This is a genomic window from Methylovulum psychrotolerans (assembly GCF_002923755.1).
GTDB lineage: Bacteria > Pseudomonadota > Gammaproteobacteria > Methylococcales > Methylomonadaceae > Methylovulum > Methylovulum psychrotolerans.
In genome coordinates this window covers 313644-328605 of the sequence record NZ_PGFZ01000004.1, presented here as the reverse complement: position 1 = coordinate 328605, position 14962 = coordinate 313644, and the positions used below count along the sequence as shown (strand labels likewise).

The 14962-nt window shown below is 51.4% G+C and carries 15 protein-coding genes; 13 read left to right on the top strand and 2 right to left on the bottom strand.

Going from position 1 to position 14962, the window contains the following annotated elements:
• Positions 1–233: 233 nt before the first annotated feature.
• Positions 234–470: an AbrB/MazE/SpoVT family DNA-binding domain-containing protein gene (locus AADEFJLK_RS11445; protein WP_103974411.1), complete on the bottom strand. Its 237-nt coding sequence runs from the start codon at positions 468–470 to the stop codon at positions 234–236.
• A 752-nt stretch (positions 471–1222) separates the two neighbouring features.
• Positions 1223–2884, bottom strand: a complete 1662-nt coding sequence (locus AADEFJLK_RS11440; RefSeq protein WP_146054563.1) for a hypothetical protein — start codon at positions 2882–2884, stop codon at positions 1223–1225.
• 422 nt (positions 2885–3306) lie between these two features.
• Here AADEFJLK_RS11440 and AADEFJLK_RS11435 point away from each other — a divergent pair, with 422 nt between their 5' ends.
• The 13 genes from AADEFJLK_RS11435 (at position 3307) to AADEFJLK_RS11375 (ending at position 14915) form a co-directional block, all read left to right on the top strand.
• The gene (locus AADEFJLK_RS11435) at positions 3307–5094 is read left to right on the top strand and encodes an NAD(P)H-dependent oxidoreductase subunit E (protein WP_103974348.1); all 1788 of its coding nucleotides are present in this window, start codon (positions 3307–3309) and stop codon (positions 5092–5094) included.
• On the top strand, positions 5087–5803 hold the full coding sequence (locus tag AADEFJLK_RS11430) for a 2Fe-2S iron-sulfur cluster-binding protein (protein ID WP_088617712.1): 717 nt from the start codon (positions 5087–5089) through the stop codon (positions 5801–5803). Before AADEFJLK_RS11435 ends, AADEFJLK_RS11430 begins: the two co-directional genes overlap by 8 nt.
• Complete coding sequence (locus AADEFJLK_RS11425) at positions 5793–6332, top strand: NADH-quinone oxidoreductase subunit B family protein (RefSeq protein WP_103974347.1); 540 nt, start codon at positions 5793–5795, stop codon at positions 6330–6332. Before AADEFJLK_RS11430 ends, AADEFJLK_RS11425 begins: the two co-directional genes overlap by 11 nt.
• A gap of 31 nt (positions 6333–6363) precedes the next feature.
• Positions 6364–6588 carry a hypothetical protein gene (locus tag AADEFJLK_RS11420; protein WP_103974346.1) on the top strand — a complete coding sequence of 75 codons (225 nt, stop codon included), beginning with the start codon at positions 6364–6366 and terminating at the stop codon, positions 6586–6588.
• Complete coding sequence (locus AADEFJLK_RS11415) at positions 6581–7006, top strand: type II toxin-antitoxin system VapC family toxin (RefSeq protein WP_211299200.1); 426 nt, start codon at positions 6581–6583, stop codon at positions 7004–7006. Before AADEFJLK_RS11420 ends, AADEFJLK_RS11415 begins: the two co-directional genes overlap by 8 nt.
• Positions 7007–7068: 62 nt before the next feature.
• Positions 7069–8562, top strand: a complete 1494-nt coding sequence (locus AADEFJLK_RS11410) for a Ni/Fe hydrogenase subunit alpha (protein WP_103974345.1) — start codon at positions 7069–7071, stop codon at positions 8560–8562.
• A gap of 197 nt (positions 8563–8759) precedes the next feature.
• Positions 8760–9200, top strand: a complete 441-nt coding sequence (locus AADEFJLK_RS11405) for a cupin domain-containing protein (protein ID WP_103974344.1) — start codon at positions 8760–8762, stop codon at positions 9198–9200.
• Between the two features lie 41 nt (positions 9201–9241).
• Positions 9242–9721 carry a hydrogenase maturation protease gene (locus AADEFJLK_RS11400; protein WP_103974343.1) on the top strand — a complete coding sequence of 160 codons (480 nt, stop codon included), beginning with the start codon at positions 9242–9244 and terminating at the stop codon, positions 9719–9721.
• A 33-nt stretch (positions 9722–9754) separates the two neighbouring features.
• Positions 9755–10930: a GTPase family protein gene (locus tag AADEFJLK_RS11395; RefSeq protein WP_103974342.1), complete on the top strand. Its 1176-nt coding sequence runs from the start codon at positions 9755–9757 to the stop codon at positions 10928–10930.
• Position 10931: 1 nt separating this feature from the next.
• Positions 10932–12458, top strand: coding sequence for a GTPase family protein (locus tag AADEFJLK_RS11390; protein WP_103974341.1), 1527 nt, complete (start codon positions 10932–10934; stop codon positions 12456–12458).
• Positions 12459–12526: 68 nt separating this feature from the next.
• Positions 12527–13402 carry an aldo/keto reductase family protein gene (locus tag AADEFJLK_RS11385; protein WP_103974340.1) on the top strand — a complete coding sequence of 292 codons (876 nt, stop codon included), beginning with the start codon at positions 12527–12529 and terminating at the stop codon, positions 13400–13402.
• Entirely contained in the window at positions 13399–14130 is a 732-nt protein-coding gene (locus AADEFJLK_RS11380; RefSeq protein WP_103974339.1) for a retropepsin-like aspartic protease family protein, read from the top strand. The genes AADEFJLK_RS11385 and AADEFJLK_RS11380 overlap by 4 nt, the downstream gene beginning before the upstream one ends.
• A gap of 38 nt (positions 14131–14168) precedes the next feature.
• Complete coding sequence (locus AADEFJLK_RS11375; protein WP_103974338.1) at positions 14169–14915, top strand: TorF family putative porin; 747 nt, start codon at positions 14169–14171, stop codon at positions 14913–14915.
• Positions 14916–14962: the final 47 nt, after the last annotated feature.

Sequence of the window (14962 nt, the reverse complement as noted above, 5' to 3'; positions counted from 1 at the left end):
GTCCATTCAATTTCGAATGTAGGCTGTTTTTGTTTCAATTGCTGCTTGTTAAATTCGGAAACTATCATCATAAAGAGTTTTTGTAGTCCCTTTCCATAAACAGAAGCAAGAATTTTATAAGACATAGGCTGTATTCCAATTATCTTTCAACATCTTTTAAATTTATCTCAATTTCATCTGTTATTGACCGTGTTTTTTTGGCTAAATGGTCGTTTTCGCATATCGTTAGCATTTTACATAGCTTGTGTAACATCAAAATCCGCCAAATGCCTTTCGCCCGGTTGCTTGCAGACAAGGAGTCCGTAGCCATCATCAGGATGTGTTGGCTGAATATGGGGCATAACTTCAACCCTTAAATCTGAACCTTCCAGAATAAAATTAAGCTGGTTGCCAGAGTTAATTCCCAGTCGTTTGCGTATCTCTAAAGGGATAATAACTTGATCTTGCTCAGAAACAGTGACTGTTTGCATGTTGCCCCTCAAAATTACCGAAAAATGTGCCTGTTTAACGCCTTTATTCCGTTGCCAAGGTAACCCCATAGTATGAGAATTATGTTAAGCGGTGTTTTATTGAATCGGGCTGTGGCGGCGTTTTGCCAAAAACGCTGTTCTAAGATAGGTCTATAACACTAATGTGTCAAGGCTATTTGTTGACAACAAGTTATTTATTGCCAACACACCATTTGCCAGCCCGCCGTTGGATGGGCGAAATGACAGGATTACTCTATTGAAGCACACCGCTCCTTTTAGGTGCAGAGGCTTGGGTAATATATCACAACACCTCAAGTGAAAAAGTTACAGCTTAAACTTATGCTGCCGTGGTATTATTTACCCGTCATTTAGGCAGTATCAGCAGGTGGGGGCCGATAAGGGTATCGGGCTGTAACCGTTTCACGGCCTAAGCCTATACACTTAAGGAGAGTCGCCATGCCGCGTAAAGTCCACATGCACGATCAAGTGCATAATAAGATTGACGGTATTATGAACCATTACAAGAGAAAACCTGTGACTGGGTTTATGTACCGATTGAGACGGCTTATCAGGCCGGCTTTAGCTGGTTGATAGCGTGGGATAATAGACTGCTTAATGGTGTCGTCTGTCTCCAGACCTTCCTTGTATGGAATTGAACGGATTATAGAGTCCGGCGTTAAGCAAACGACAGGCTAAACGTTAGTACGCACGGTTAGGCCATCGTGCAATGGCTAAAGGCCATTGCACTCCGTTTACTGCCGTAAAGATCCATAAACCGCTTCGCGGTAGTTGCGCTCCTGTGTGGCATCGCCGGACAGGTGCGCTAAGTCCGATAGTTTACCTAAAGCCCCAGGGCTATAACTAACCAAAGCGACTGCCGCCAGATAGGCGTTGGCGGCGGCTTTTCTGTGTCCGTCTAAAAAGGCGGCATCGCCGCTACGTTCTAGCCATAAGGCGCGGGCTTTCGGTACGGCGGCAAGGTGCGTGGCTAGGCGTTGTGCGTAGGCTAGGGCTTGGTCGTTTAAATTACGCCATAATAGGCTAAAAAAATACTGTTCGGCGATGACATAGCGTTGCAGGCAGGGGCTTTGGCGCGGGTCGGCTAGCATTACGCCAAGCCTTTCGGTGCTTAACGGCGCACCGAAATAAGCGTTTGCCCAGGCGATAAAATCTGCTTCGGGTAGGGTTTGCGCATCCACTCCAGACCATTGGTCAAACACTTGCAGGTCGCCGCGCAAAAAACCGATTTGCCCGACCACCACGCTGTATCTGACATCCTCACCCCATAAACCTGATGCTTTGGCCAGTTCGCCGTCCAAGTCCTTCCACTGGCGCAGCGCGGCTAAGGTTTGGATATGCGCCAAATCGACCAACACCCCGCCGGGTAATTGTTGCCGCGCCGTGGCAAACGCCGCCTCAGCTTGCTGGGCTTGGCCATCGTCTAGGGCATGGCAGCCTTGATACCATGCCCCGATACCGCTACGCCACGCCTCAACCGAAGCGGGTAAGCTGACGGGGGGCTGTTGCCCGGATAATACCTGTTTGAATGCCCGCAGTTCGTCAGCACTGAGGTTGCTTTTCAGCCAGCTTAAGGATAGGCCAAAGTCTTCGGGGGCGGCGACGGGCAGGCAAGCGGGTTTGCGCTGCAAGTGGCGTTGCTGTTCTTGCCAGCGGTCAATAAATAGTTTCCGGCGGCCTGGGGCGACAAACGGCGATGGGGTGTCGCTAACGCTGGAGATTAGGGTAACATCGTCGATAAAATAGTTGACATTGGAAACGTCTTCCCAGAGATCGCCGATAAAGGAGTATTTACTGACTGCCGAGCCGGGTATATCGGCGGCATTGGCGACCTCTTTCAAGTCGGTCAGCACCTTAGTGCCGTCGGTGATGCGCAAGTTGTAACGCCCGCGCGGAATGTCATAAATCATGTCGGTGACATACCAAACAAAGGGCTGGGGTGCAAAGAGGGGCTGGGTGGTGTTGGCGCTGATATGCGCTAAGTGACCGTTTTCTGTCAGGAGCCAAAAACTGATGCCATCACGTCTGAGGCCAAAATGTTGCGGGCCGGCTAGGGCTATGTTTAAAGCTTGGCTGGGGTCGGCAATCATGAAGGCAAAATGAAAATGCAGCTTGCCGCTTTTTTGCACGGGCAAAGCGCCTTGCAGCTCAGGAAAGTCGTGGTCGTTGGCGAAATCTTGCAGGTGTACCGAACGGTCGCCGCTGTAGGCGAATTGGTTGCTGAGGGCAACCCTGCCCCGCGCTTTTTCGACAACGAAAAAAGTATCGGGGCCGGTTTCGATCAGGCTATCGTCAAACGTATAACGGGCCAGCACGACATTGGTGGCGGCGTTGGGGGAATGGGCGGCTAAAGCCAGACATAAGCCTATGGTGATGCATGATATTTTGCCTAGCATATTGCCTTTCCTTATGATGGGATTGCCTACGGATGCGAATAGCTTCAATTACCCAAGTATAGACGACTTTGCTGGAAAATAAAAGGCATGGATAACAGGCTTTAAATTCCCCATTCTATACTTCAAACGGCCAAGTTTTCGGTTTTTTTGGTAGGGTACAGCGTACCCTACGGTAAATTGTAAAAGCCGAAAACTTGGCCGTTCACAGTATATCCGCGTGTCAGCTAGGTTTTAATGCAATTGCCCTGACTGACCATCTGCTGTGTAATGAGCGCTAACGGTCATCCATGATACAATATAAAATGTAGTGTTTTTATTTTACCCGCCAGCCAGCCAAAGGCTTAAGGTCTTAGGCCAGTCCGGTGAGCGGGGTATCACTAGAGATCATCCGAGGTACTTTTCCAATATAGGCAGCGGCAATCATGAGACACGTTATTCAGGAACTCGCAGCACAACACAGCTACCAAGCCACGCAGTTGCTCGCCATCTTAAGGGCGGTGCAGGGCCGTTACCATTATATACCCGCAGCGGCGATAGAACAGTTGGCCGAATTGTTAAACATTCCCCGCACCCATATCATCGGGGTGGTGGAGTTTTACAGTTTTTTCCATTTACAGCCCCAGGGCGAGTATGAGCTGCTGATCAGCGACTCGATTACTGACCAAATGCTCGGCAAAGCGGAGTTAATGGCGTATTTGTCCGAACGTTTACAGGTGCCGGTGGGTGGGGTACACGCGGATGGCGTAGTCAGTTTGGATAACACGTCCTGTACGGGCTTATGCGACCAAGGGCCGGCGGGTTTGGTAAACGGCAGGGCTTTGACGCGGTTGGATAAGGCCAAAATTGACCAGATAGCTGATTTGATTAGCCAGCGCAAGCCCGTGGCAGAATGGCCTGCCGAATTATTTGTAGTCAGTGACAATATCCAAAAAACCGCCCTCCTGTTAAGCCAAACCGTAGCACCAGGAGCCGCTTTACAGGTGGTGTTTAGCCGAGGCAAGGCGGCGACGCTGGCGGCACTTGAGCAATCCGGTTTGCGTGGGCGCGGCGGGGCGGGCTTTAAAACGGCGATGAAGTGGCGGTTTTGTGCCGAAGAGGCGGACGCGGTGCGTTATGTGGTCTGTAACGCCGACGAAGGCGAACCCGGCACGTTTAAAGACCGGGTGTTGCTGAACCGCTATGCCGAGCAAGTGTTTGAAGGTATGACTGTGTGCGCGGCACTGATCGGGGCTAGCCAAGGCTTTTTATATTTGCGCGGCGAATACTTGTTCCTGTATGAACCGTTACAAGCCGTTCTGGCTCGGCGGCGGGTAGCGGGCTTATTGGGCAATGCGATTTTAGGCCAAGACTTTAGTTTCGACATTAGCATTTGTTTGGGGGCGGGGGCGTATATCTGCGGCGAAGAATCGGCTTTGATCGAATCGCTGGAAGGTAAAATGGGTGTGCCGCGTAACCGCCCGCCTTATCCGGTCACGCACGGCTATCTGGGTAAGCCTACGGTCGTTAATAATGTCGAGACTTTTTTGGCGGCCGCACATATTGCCCTAAACGGCGGCGAAGGTTTCGCCAGCATCGGCACGGACAAATCTAAGGGGACAAAAATCCTTAGCATCAGCGGCGATTGCCGCCGCCCCGGCATTTATGAATACCCTTTCGGCACTAGCGTCCAAACCATCCTTAACGACTGCGGCGCGGACGACGTGTTGGGCGTACAAGTCGGCGGGCCGTCGGGGACGTTCATTTCCGCCCAAGAGCTGCACCGTCTGTTGGCGTTTGAAGATTTGGCGACGGGCGGCTCGTTTATTATCTTTAACACCCGCCGTAACCTGCTTGATATTGTCAATAATTTCACCCACTTTTTCGCCCACGAAAGCTGCGGCTTTTGTACGCCCTGCCGGGTCGGCACGTCTTTGCTGAAAAAACAACTGGATAAAATTGTTAGCGGCCATGGCTCGGCGGGTGATGTGGTGGCTTTAGAAGAGCTTTGCCAATTGGTCAAAAACCAGAGCCATTGTGGGCTAGGACAAACCGCCGCCAACCCCATTTTAACGACCTTGGAACGCTTCCCCGAAGTCTACCAAAGCCAATTGAAAAAAATCAGTTATGAACCGGGCTTTGATCTGGATGCGGCCTTAGAGACCGCCCGGCGCATGGCGAACCGCAACGACCCCGCTGCGCATCTGGCACAAATAGAGGCAGAACATGACTAAGACTATCACTTTGGACGGAAAAGCCATTCCGTTTGCAGACGGGCAGACCATTATGCAGGCGGCCACCGCCGCCGGGGTTTATATCCCGCATTTATGCCATCATCCTGAATTTACCCCGCACGGCAGTTGCAAGCTTTGTACCGTCAATGTCAATGGGCGTAACTGTTCTGCCTGCACTTTCCCCGCCGCTGAAGGCCAGGATGTGTTGAACAACACCCAAGAGCTGAATGCCGATAGGCAAAAAATCACCCAAATGCTCTTTGTCGAAGGCAACCATTTTTGCCCGTCTTGCGAAAAGACCGGCAACTGCCAATTACAGGCCGTGGCTTACCATCTGAATATGCTCGACGACCATTTTCCGCTATTTTATCCCCACCGCCAGATGGACGCATCGCACCCCGATGTCCTGATTGACCATAACCGCTGCATTTTTTGTACCCTGTGCGTGCGGGCCAGCCAACAGCACGACGGCAAAAATGTCTTCGCCATCAGCGGGCGCGGCATTAACAAGCATCTGATCGTCAATGCCGAAAGCGGCTTGCTGAAAGATACCGATTTGGCCGTCACCGACAAGGCCACGCATATCTGCCCGACCGGGGCGATTATCAGCAAGCGCACCGCCTATCAAGTGCCGATAGGGCAACGTGTTTATGACCATCAGGACATTGATGCCGTCAGTTTGGCAACGGAGCAAGCGCATGGCGAATAAAATTAAAATAGCCACCACTTCACTGGCGGGCTGCTTCGGTTGCCACATGTCGTTTTTGGATATTGACGAGCGCATTATCCAACTCGCCGAATTGGTTGAGTTCGACCGCTCGCCCCTAACTGACATAGAGCATTGTGGCCCTTGTGATGTCGGCCTGATAGAAGGCGGCGTGTGCAATTCCGAAAACGTCCATACCCTGCGCGAATTCCGCAAACAATGCAAAATCCTGGTTGCGGTCGGCGCTTGTGCTATCAACGGTGGCTTACCCGCCATGCGTAACTTCATCCCGTTAGAAGAATGTTTGGCCGAAGCCTATCTGGACGGCATCGGTGTAGAAAACCCACAAATCCCCAACGATGTTGAACTGCCGCTATTATTGGATAAGGTACGCCCGATACACGAGGTGGTGAAGATAGATTACTACCTACCCGGTTGCCCTCCCTCAGCGGATGTGTTTTGGGCGTTTTTGACCGATTTGTTGGCGGGCAGGGAGCCGAAATTGGATTATGGGTTGGTGCATTATGATTAAGCCACATTGTTTTTAATAATCAGGTGAAAATATGAATATTACCATTGACATACCCGACGAAATTAATCGGCAGTTATCAGAAATGAATAATATAAATGCCTTTGTCGTCAGTGCCTTAGAAATGGCTTTGACAATGCAAGCACAGACGGCTACTGATGACCCGTTGTTACAGCTTAGCGGTATGTTAACGTTTGGGCCGGGTGATATTGGTGAAAATCATGACGATTATATTGGGCAATCTATAAGAAATGACTAGACAAGCATTGTTTATGGATACTTCAGGTTGGGCTAATTACCTGATAAAAACAGAACCCTTTCATGTTCAGACTAGCCAATTGCTACAGCAATGTTTTATGAATAAAGCCGGATTAGTAACCAGTAATTATGTCCTTGCAGAGCTTATCGCTTTGCTTTATAGCCCATTACGGATAACTAAACCGCAGCAGATAAAAATCATGGAAACGATTAAGGCCGCATTTTGGGTAAAGGTTATCCATATCGATCAAGTGAAGGAACAGCAGGCTTATCAATTGTGGAAATCGCGGCCTGATAAAAAATGGAGTCTGGTTGATTGCAGTAGCTTTGTCCTAATGCAAGACGAACGGATTACGGCTGCAATAACATCTGACCATCATTTTGAACAGGCCGGATTTATACGGCTTTTGAAAATGTAATGATAATAGGCTGGGTTTTGCCGAACTGAGCCATTTTTCGAGATATACCATCGGGATAAACCATGTACGAACATTTAGAAACCGCCGAAAACCGTGACAGTCTGAAACGTGTCGTTGTTGACCCCGTGTCCCGTGTCGAAGGGCATGGTAAGGTCACTTTATTGCTCGATGCCGACAATAAAGTCCAGCAAGCACGGCTGCACATTGTCGAATTTCGTGGCTTTGAACGCTTTATCCAAGGCCGCCCTTATTGGGAATTGCCCGTCTTAGTGCAACGCCTGTGCGGCATTTGCCCGGTCAGCCATCATTTGGCGGCGGCGAAGGCGATAGACCAATTGGTCGGCATTGACCCTGAAAACCTACCCGTGTCCGCCGATAAGTTGCGCCGTTTGCTGCATTTCGGGCAGGTGCTGCAATCACACGCGCTGCATTTTTTCCATTTGTCCAGCCCCGACTTATTGTTCGGCTTTGAAAGCGACATCGGCAAACGTAATATTATCGGCGTGTTGGCGGATTATCCCGATATTGCCGTGCAAGGCGTTAAGCTGCGCAAATACGGGCAAGAAGTGATCCGCATGGTATCGGGTAAACGCATACATGGCACGGGGGCGATTCCGGGCGGCATGAACAAGGCCTTGAACAAAGCCGAGCGGGATTATTTATTGGCGGATATAGACCAAATTATCAGTTGGTCTGTCCAAGCTGTGGCCTTAGTCAAAAAAGTCCATTGCGCCAATTTGCCGTATTATGATGAATTTGCCACCATCCGCAGCAATTATTTAGGCCTGATTAAACCGGACGGGGCTTTGGAACTGTATCACGGCGGTATCCGCGCCAATAACGCGGCGGGCGAAGCCATTATGGATCATGTCGATTATTGCCGCTATAACGAATTTATCCATGAAGAAGTCCGCTCATGGACGTATATGAAATTTCCGTATCTGTTGGCGTTGGGTAAGGAGGCGGGTTGGTATCGCGTCGGGCCCTTGGCGCGGGTCAATAATTGCGATTTTATCAACACGCCCTTAGCCGAAGCGGCTCGGCTGGACTTTAAGGCGCACAGCCCCGAAGCCATGGTGCATAGCACTTTGGCTTTCCATTGGGCGCGGCTGATTGAAGCGCTGCATTGTGCGGAAAGCATTAAAGAGTTGTTGCACGATGCTGACTTGTTGGGCGGCGAATTGGTGGCGCAGGGCGAAAAACGTTACGAAGGCATAGGCGTTATCGAAGCCCCACGCGGCACCTTATTCCACCATTATCAAGTCGATGAAAATGATATTGTCACCAAAGCCAATTTAATCGTCTCCACCACCAGCAATAACCAGGCGATGAACGAATCGGTGCGGCAAGTGGCGGCGGAGTATTTGTCTGGGCGGGAATTGACCGAACCCTTATTGAACAATCTGGAAGTGGCTATCCGTGCTTACGACCCCTGCTTGTCCTGCGCCACTCATGCGGTCGGCAAAATGCCCCTGCAATTGGAATTGCTGGATGCCGAAGGGCGGTTGCTGGATAAGCTAGTGAAGCATAGCGACGGCGGTATCGAACGGGTTTAGTGGGTTGTTCAGGCATTATTAAGCGCTCAGCGTGGAGTGCAATGGTCTTTAGCCATTGCACGATGCCCTAGTAACCTGCCATTTGCTTAATGCTGGGTTCTATATGCGCTGCACGTCTGGCTCAAAACACTGCTCGCCATGATGTAAAAAGCGTGTTTCAATGCGCCTTATCCTTATTAACCTACCCTACCCTTTTCATGTCCAAGCCTTTTTTCCCATTAGTCGCCGCTTTTGTATTGAGCGCTTGCGCGACTACTACCCCAACCAACCCGCCGATAAAAGTCACCCCGATGATTAAAAGCAGCCACACTTGGGACGGCAAGGCCATTGCCTATCCTAACGGCACTGCCGAAGTGACCGGGCTATTAATAGAAATTGCCCCCGATGCCGAAACGGGCTGGCATTATCATCCGATGCCGTCTTTTGAACTGCTGATTGAAGGCACCTTGGAAGTGACCTTAACAGACGGCACGAAAAAACGCATCGAAGCGGGCGAAACCTTTTTTGAAGTGGTTAACACCGCGCATAACGGCAAAAACATCGGTACTGTTCCGGCAAAAATCTTGGCGTTTTATGCGGGTACGGTTAATATGCCCGTTTCCGTCAAAGTACCGCTAGCGGCTCCGGCGAGTAAATAATCGGCTTACTTTAGCTAAAGCCCTGACAGGAATAAACCTTTATGCCCAAACCCGTATTAATATTCGGCTATGGCAATCTTAGCCGTGGTGATGATGCCTTAGGGCCTTTGGCGTTGGCGTATATTGAAGGTCATGCCGATTTGGCTTCAGTGGACTTGCTCGATGATTTCCAACTCCAGATTGAACACGCGCTGGATTTGGAACAGCGGGCTTTAGTGTTATTTGTCGACGCTTCGGTCAACTGTAACGGCGCTTTCGCGTTTGCCGAACTCACCGCCGCTAAGGATGACAGTTATACGACCCACGCTATGAGCCCGGCGGCGGTATTAGCGGTGTACCAAACCATTAAACACCAACCGCCCCCGCCGTGTTTTTTGCTCAGCATCAAAGGCGAGCATTTTGAACTGGGCGAGGGCTTAAGCGCGGAAGCGGACGGGCATCTGGCGGAGGCCTGCCAGTTTTTGCAACGCTTATTGGCGGATTTAGACGTGGCGGCTTGGCGATGCTTGTTAAGCCCTTAACTCGGTAATAACTTTTCCATTCAATCAATTCCCATGACAATACTCGGTAAGTGGACGTGGCAAGGCTTGGGCGACGCGCTGTTTAGCCCTAAGGCCGACGGTGTGGAGGTGAAAATCAACGCGGTCAGGCAGAGTTTGCCGATTCCGGTATTTTGGCTATTGGGTAAAACCCAAGCGGGGAAAAGCTCGCTGATCCGAGCCTTGACGGGTAGCGATAAGGCGGCTATCGGCAATGGTTTCCAAGCCTGTACCCCACGTTCGCAGTTTTATGATTTCCCGTCCGCCAGCCATCCGTTGCTCAGATTTTTGGATACGCGCGGCTTGGGCGAAACGGCTTATAATCCCGAAGAGGATTTAGCGTGGTGCGCTAATCAGGCGCATTTGCTGATTGTCGTCCTCCGCGCTTTGGATATGAACCAAGCGGAAGTGGTCGCCACGGTGCAAGCCATTCATAAGCAACACCCTGATTGGCCGATCATTGTCGTGCAAACCACTTTGCATGAAGCCTATCAAGGTGATGCCGGGCATTTGCAACCTTACCCTTACCTGCAAAGCCCTTTCCCGCCGCAAGTGCCGCACGCTTTAGCGCAAGTCTTGCTATATCAGCGGAGTTGGTTTAACGGCTTGCCCGCGCATTTTGTCGCTGTGGATTTCACCTTGCCGGAAGACGGTTTCGAACCTGCCGATTATGGCGGGGAGGCATTGTGGGATACGATTGAAACGGTCTTACCCAAGGGGGTGTTGGGCTTGTTACGCGGCACGGAACACCATAAGGCATTACTGGATTTTCATGCCCAACAAGCCCACCCGCATCTGATCGGTTACGCACTGTTAAATGTCGGCATGGGCGCAGTGCCGTTGGCGGGTTTGCCTTTGGTGCTGGCGGTACAGGCCAAGCTGTTCCATAGCATCGCCTCGATTTATGGCTTGGAGCTGACCCGTAGGCTGTATGCCGAATTTACTAGCCTGATAGGCGTGAGTGTCGGTCTGGGGTTATTAGGGCGCGAGTTGCTGAAATTAGTCCCGGTGTACGGCTCGGCGGTGGCGGGTGTGTATTCAGGGGCGATGACCTATGCCTTAGGCAAAGCTTTTTGTGTGTATTTATACGGTGTCGAGCGCGGTGCCTTACCGACTGCCGAAACCATAAAAGCCACTTATAACGAGGCGTTTAGCCAAGCCCGGCACTTTCTTAAGCAGAAGGATAGCTGATATGCCGGTCTCCATCACCCGTTTTGGCATTTTTGTCGCCGTTTTGGCGTTACTGCCCGTGTTGGGCTTGGTCGGTTTGGGGGGCTATTGGTTATGGCAACAGGGCTGGCTTTATCAAGGCATGGTAGCGTTATCGGCTAACTTCGCTTTGATTTATGCGCTGTTGTACTGGCGTAGCCATGCCGCCCAGCCGATTATTGTCGACGCGTTCAGCAACCCCGCCAATCCTAATTGGTCAGATACCGCGCAATCGGCTTGGCAAGCCTTGGAACCCTTGACGCAACGCTGGCAAAGCCAAACCGATGTGCTGACCGATCCCCGCCAAGCCCTAAAGCTAAGCAATGAAGTGTTGGCCGTGGTTGCCAGACACTTTCACGCCGATTCTAAGTATCCCGTGTTAGAGTTTCCCTTGCCGTACTTGCTCAAGCTGATTGTGTTGGTTTGCGAAGACCTTCAGCGTGAGGTGTTGGATAAAATTCCGGGTAGCCATGCCGTGCGGGTCGGCGATCTGCTCCGCCTGCAACAGGCGGCGGTTAACCTGAATAAATTCAAAGCGGTTTTTAATATCGGTAACTGGTTGTTCAATTGGTCGGGGGCGGCTCTGGCGGCGGCGCGGGGGGTATTAGTCAGCAAGGGTGTAAGTACCGTCACCAAAGAATTATCGCAACGCCTCATCACGGCGTATATTAATAAACTGGGCTATTACGCCATCCAACTGTACAGCGGCCAGATCAGCTTGGATGATATGGTGACGGTTGGGCAGTTAACGCCCGATTCCAGGGCAGACCTTGCCGAAACCGCCGCCCAGGTGCAAGCGCTGGAGCCGTTGCGGTTTTTGGTGTTAGGGCAAGTCAGCAGCGGCAAGTCCAGCCTGATTAACGCCTTGTTTGGGGAAATAAAAACTGCCGCCAGCTTATTGCCCAGCACCAGCGAAATCACGCCTTATGCGTTGGAACGCGATGGTTTGCAACAAGCCATTATTCTCGACAGTGCCGGGTATGCCGGATTGGCGCACCCCGAAGCCCCGATGGCGTTACTGCACGAATGGGCGAAAGTCGATGTGATTCTGTTGGTCTGCTCTGCCACCCAAGCGGCCCGCGCCGCCGATGCCGGGCAATTGGCTAAGATACGCCGTTACTTTCAGGAGCAACGCCCACACCAAGCCTTGCCTGTGATCCTCGCCGTAGTGACCCAAATCGACCGCCTCCGGCCTATCCGGGATTGGCAACCGCCGTACAATATCCAGCAGCCGGATACCCCCAAAGCTCAGCACATCCGTCAAGCTTGCGAAGCCATTGCCGAGGATTTGCAATTGCCGTTAGCGTCTGTCGTGCCTGTGTGTTTGGCGCCGGACAAAGCCGTTTACAATATTGAAGACGGCCTAATACCCTTGCTGCATGAGCATCTCGACCAAGCCCAGCGGGTGCGGTATTTACGTTGCTTACGCCACCAACAAAGCCAAAGCTATTGGCAACACTGGCGCAAGCAGGCCATACAAGCGGGGCGGCTGGTGTTGGATAGGCTTTAAGGCTATTGCCAATTGGCCTTTAATCATAGAAACTGTTGTCTATCTTTCAGACCTCAGCGAAAACTGTCATGAGCCAACCACAATTATCCATCAGCCCGCTTATCGACCATAGAGGCGTAAGCGTTCCAACCTTCCTGTACGGTACGGCCTGGAAAGAGGAGCGCACCGAAGCGTTGACATACCAAGCGCTTAAGGCAGGATTTTTAGGTATCGACACCGCCAACCAACGCCGCCATTATTATGAAGCGGCGGTTGGCAAGGCCGTCCAACAGGCGGTGGTGGATGGGTTGTGCCAACGCAGCGGGCTGTTTTTACAAAGTAAATTCACGTTTGTCTCCAGCCAAGACCACCGTTTGCCTTACGACCCTAAGGCGGATTACAGCACCCAAGTCCGGCAATCGCTGGCCAGTTCTTTAGAGCATTTACAGACCGATTATCTGGACGCTTTCATCCTGCATGGCCCGGCGGCGCGGCAGGGTTTGGTGGATGCGGATTGGCAAGTGTGGCGGACGATGGAAAATTTATGCCACACAGGCGTTGTGAAATTATTGGGCATTTCTAATGTCAGTTTCGGGCAATTGCATAGCCTGTTGGCGGAAGCCGAGATTAAACCGGCTTTTGTCCAAAACCGCTGTTATGCGCGTAGCCAATGGGATGCGGAAATACGCGCTTTATGCGAGGCTAATGGAATATGTTACCAAGGCTTCTCGTTATTAACGGCCAACTCGACCGAACTACAGCAAGCCCCGATACTTAAGATGGCGCAACGCTTAGGCTGTACGGTAGCGCAACTGGTGTTCCGCTTCGCCTTGCAAATCGGCATGATACCGCTGACCGGCAGCAGCAACGCGCAACATTTGCACGATGATTTGGCCAGTTACCGTCTGCCCGAATTGAATCCGGCGGATAGGGCAACTATCGAACAGATAGGCGTGCAGCCATGACCCTGTTTAGCGGGCTTAACCGCCCCCATAACACGTTGCGTTTGCTGGCCGTTATCAGCTTAATGGGGGTAGTTTTAACGGCACGGGCGCAAGCCACGCTGGAAGGTGACGATCTGTTTGGGCAAATCCAGTCGCTACAAGAACAGATGCACATCGAAGTCAGCGGCTTGGAACGCATCCAGAATGAAGCGAAAGTGCGTGCTTATGGCAATTTAGACCAGCAACTGACCCAATTGCTGGTGGGGTTTAACTATATCACCAGCCGCAACAAGCAAGGTAAATTGGCGCACATTGCTATTATCAACAAAAAAACCGCCCGCGAAAATCGGGGCATTGTCTTGCCGACCCGTCAGGAAGGCAAGCATCTGATGGTTTCCGTCGCCCTTTCCGGTGATGGCAGGCTATGGCAAACGGTGGATATGCTGATCGATACCGGAGCCGATTTGGTGGTCTTACCCGAATCCATGATCGCCCCTTTAGGCCTGAGTGAGAACCAATTTACGCTACAAAAAATGCAAACCGCCAATGGCCTGAGCGATGCCAAGATAGGGGTGTTGCAGGAATTGAAAATTGCCGGGGAGACCGTGTTTAATGTGGAAGTGGCCTTTGTCGCTGATCGGCTGTTAGGCAATACCCGCCTGTTGGGCATGAGCGTGTTAGGCCGTTACCAAATGGCGATTGATGATAATTTACAGGCGATTACGCTAATAAAAAAGGCGGCGCGGTGAGCGCGGCTGTTCTGGTTTTTAAGTAAGGCCAGACCTCCATGAAACTGACGGCTACGTTGGGAAAACCGCCACAACATCTGTTTTTGTGGTACTTAGGCTTGTCGCTTTACCTGCCGCCTGTTGGGGCGGAGTGGCACGGTAAAGTGCGCCTGTTGAGCGACTATGTGTATCGGGGGTATTCTAAAAGCCGAGGGGATCCGGTTGGCCAAGGCCAATTCGATTACCAAAACCAGAGCGGATGGTTTGCGGGTTTGGGGGTATCGCCAGTCGCCTTGAGTAGCATTTATTATAAAGGGACTGCCGAGTTTGAAGCGAGGCCTTATACGGGTTGGCGGTTGCCAATTACTACAGATTGGCAAATGGCGGTAGCGGCGACAGGTTATATATACGACGGGACAGTATTTGCCCAAACCGCTGACTATGCGGAATATTCCGCCGCCCTGCATTATCAGGACAGCATCAGTGCGAAAATTTCCGTGGCGCCAAATGCTTACCAACGTCATGCCACAACGGTCAATTATGAATTGGACTACCGCCGGGATATTGCCGATACTGTGCAGGTGTCGGCGGGTCTGGCTTATGCCCAAATGGGGCAATTGCTGGGGCAGGACTATTTTTATTGGAATGCAGGCCTATCTTGGTTTGTGACCAGCTCTTTGAGCCTCGATTTGCGCTATGTCGATACCCAGTTAGGCGGTAACTATTGGGCAAATTACCACTATGGCTGGTTCCAGCCCTCGCCTATGGCGAACCAGTATTTGCTGTCAATGAGTCTGGGGTTTTAAGAAATTATTAGCGGCGATTGAACCTTTAGCCGATTTATCAGGATATA

What these genes read in the sequence shown, in the direction of transcription:
- AADEFJLK_RS11385 (WP_103974340.1), top strand. Translation starts at nt 12,527, where the DNA reads ATGAGCCAACCACAATTATCCATCAGCCCGCTTATCGACCATAGAGGC.
- AADEFJLK_RS11425 (WP_103974347.1), top strand. Translation starts at nt 5,793, where the DNA reads ATGGCGAATAAAATTAAAATAGCCACCACTTCACTGGCGGGCTGCTTC.
- AADEFJLK_RS11405 (WP_103974344.1), top strand. Translation starts at nt 8,760, where the DNA reads ATGTCCAAGCCTTTTTTCCCATTAGTCGCCGCTTTTGTATTGAGCGCT.
- AADEFJLK_RS11390 (WP_103974341.1), top strand. Translation starts at nt 10,932, where the DNA reads ATGCCGGTCTCCATCACCCGTTTTGGCATTTTTGTCGCCGTTTTGGCG.
- AADEFJLK_RS11375 (WP_103974338.1), top strand. Translation starts at nt 14,169, where the DNA reads ATGAAACTGACGGCTACGTTGGGAAAACCGCCACAACATCTGTTTTTG.
- AADEFJLK_RS11430 (WP_088617712.1), top strand. Translation starts at nt 5,087, where the DNA reads ATGACTAAGACTATCACTTTGGACGGAAAAGCCATTCCGTTTGCAGAC.
- AADEFJLK_RS11380 (WP_103974339.1), top strand. Translation starts at nt 13,399, where the DNA reads ATGACCCTGTTTAGCGGGCTTAACCGCCCCCATAACACGTTGCGTTTG.
- AADEFJLK_RS11400 (WP_103974343.1), top strand. Translation starts at nt 9,242, where the DNA reads ATGCCCAAACCCGTATTAATATTCGGCTATGGCAATCTTAGCCGTGGT.
- AADEFJLK_RS11410 (WP_103974345.1), top strand. Translation starts at nt 7,069, where the DNA reads ATGTACGAACATTTAGAAACCGCCGAAAACCGTGACAGTCTGAAACGT.
- AADEFJLK_RS11395 (WP_103974342.1), top strand. Translation starts at nt 9,755, where the DNA reads ATGACAATACTCGGTAAGTGGACGTGGCAAGGCTTGGGCGACGCGCTG.
- AADEFJLK_RS11420 (WP_103974346.1), top strand. Translation starts at nt 6,364, where the DNA reads ATGAATATTACCATTGACATACCCGACGAAATTAATCGGCAGTTATCA.
- AADEFJLK_RS11440 (WP_146054563.1), bottom strand. Translation starts at nt 2,884, where the DNA reads ATGCTAGGCAAAATATCATGCATCACCATAGGCTTATGTCTGGCTTTA.
- AADEFJLK_RS11435 (WP_103974348.1), top strand. Translation starts at nt 3,307, where the DNA reads ATGAGACACGTTATTCAGGAACTCGCAGCACAACACAGCTACCAAGCC.
- AADEFJLK_RS11445 (WP_103974411.1), bottom strand. Translation starts at nt 470, where the DNA reads ATGCAAACAGTCACTGTTTCTGAGCAAGATCAAGTTATTATCCCTTTA.
- AADEFJLK_RS11415 (WP_211299200.1), top strand. Translation starts at nt 6,581, where the DNA reads ATGACTAGACAAGCATTGTTTATGGATACTTCAGGTTGGGCTAATTAC.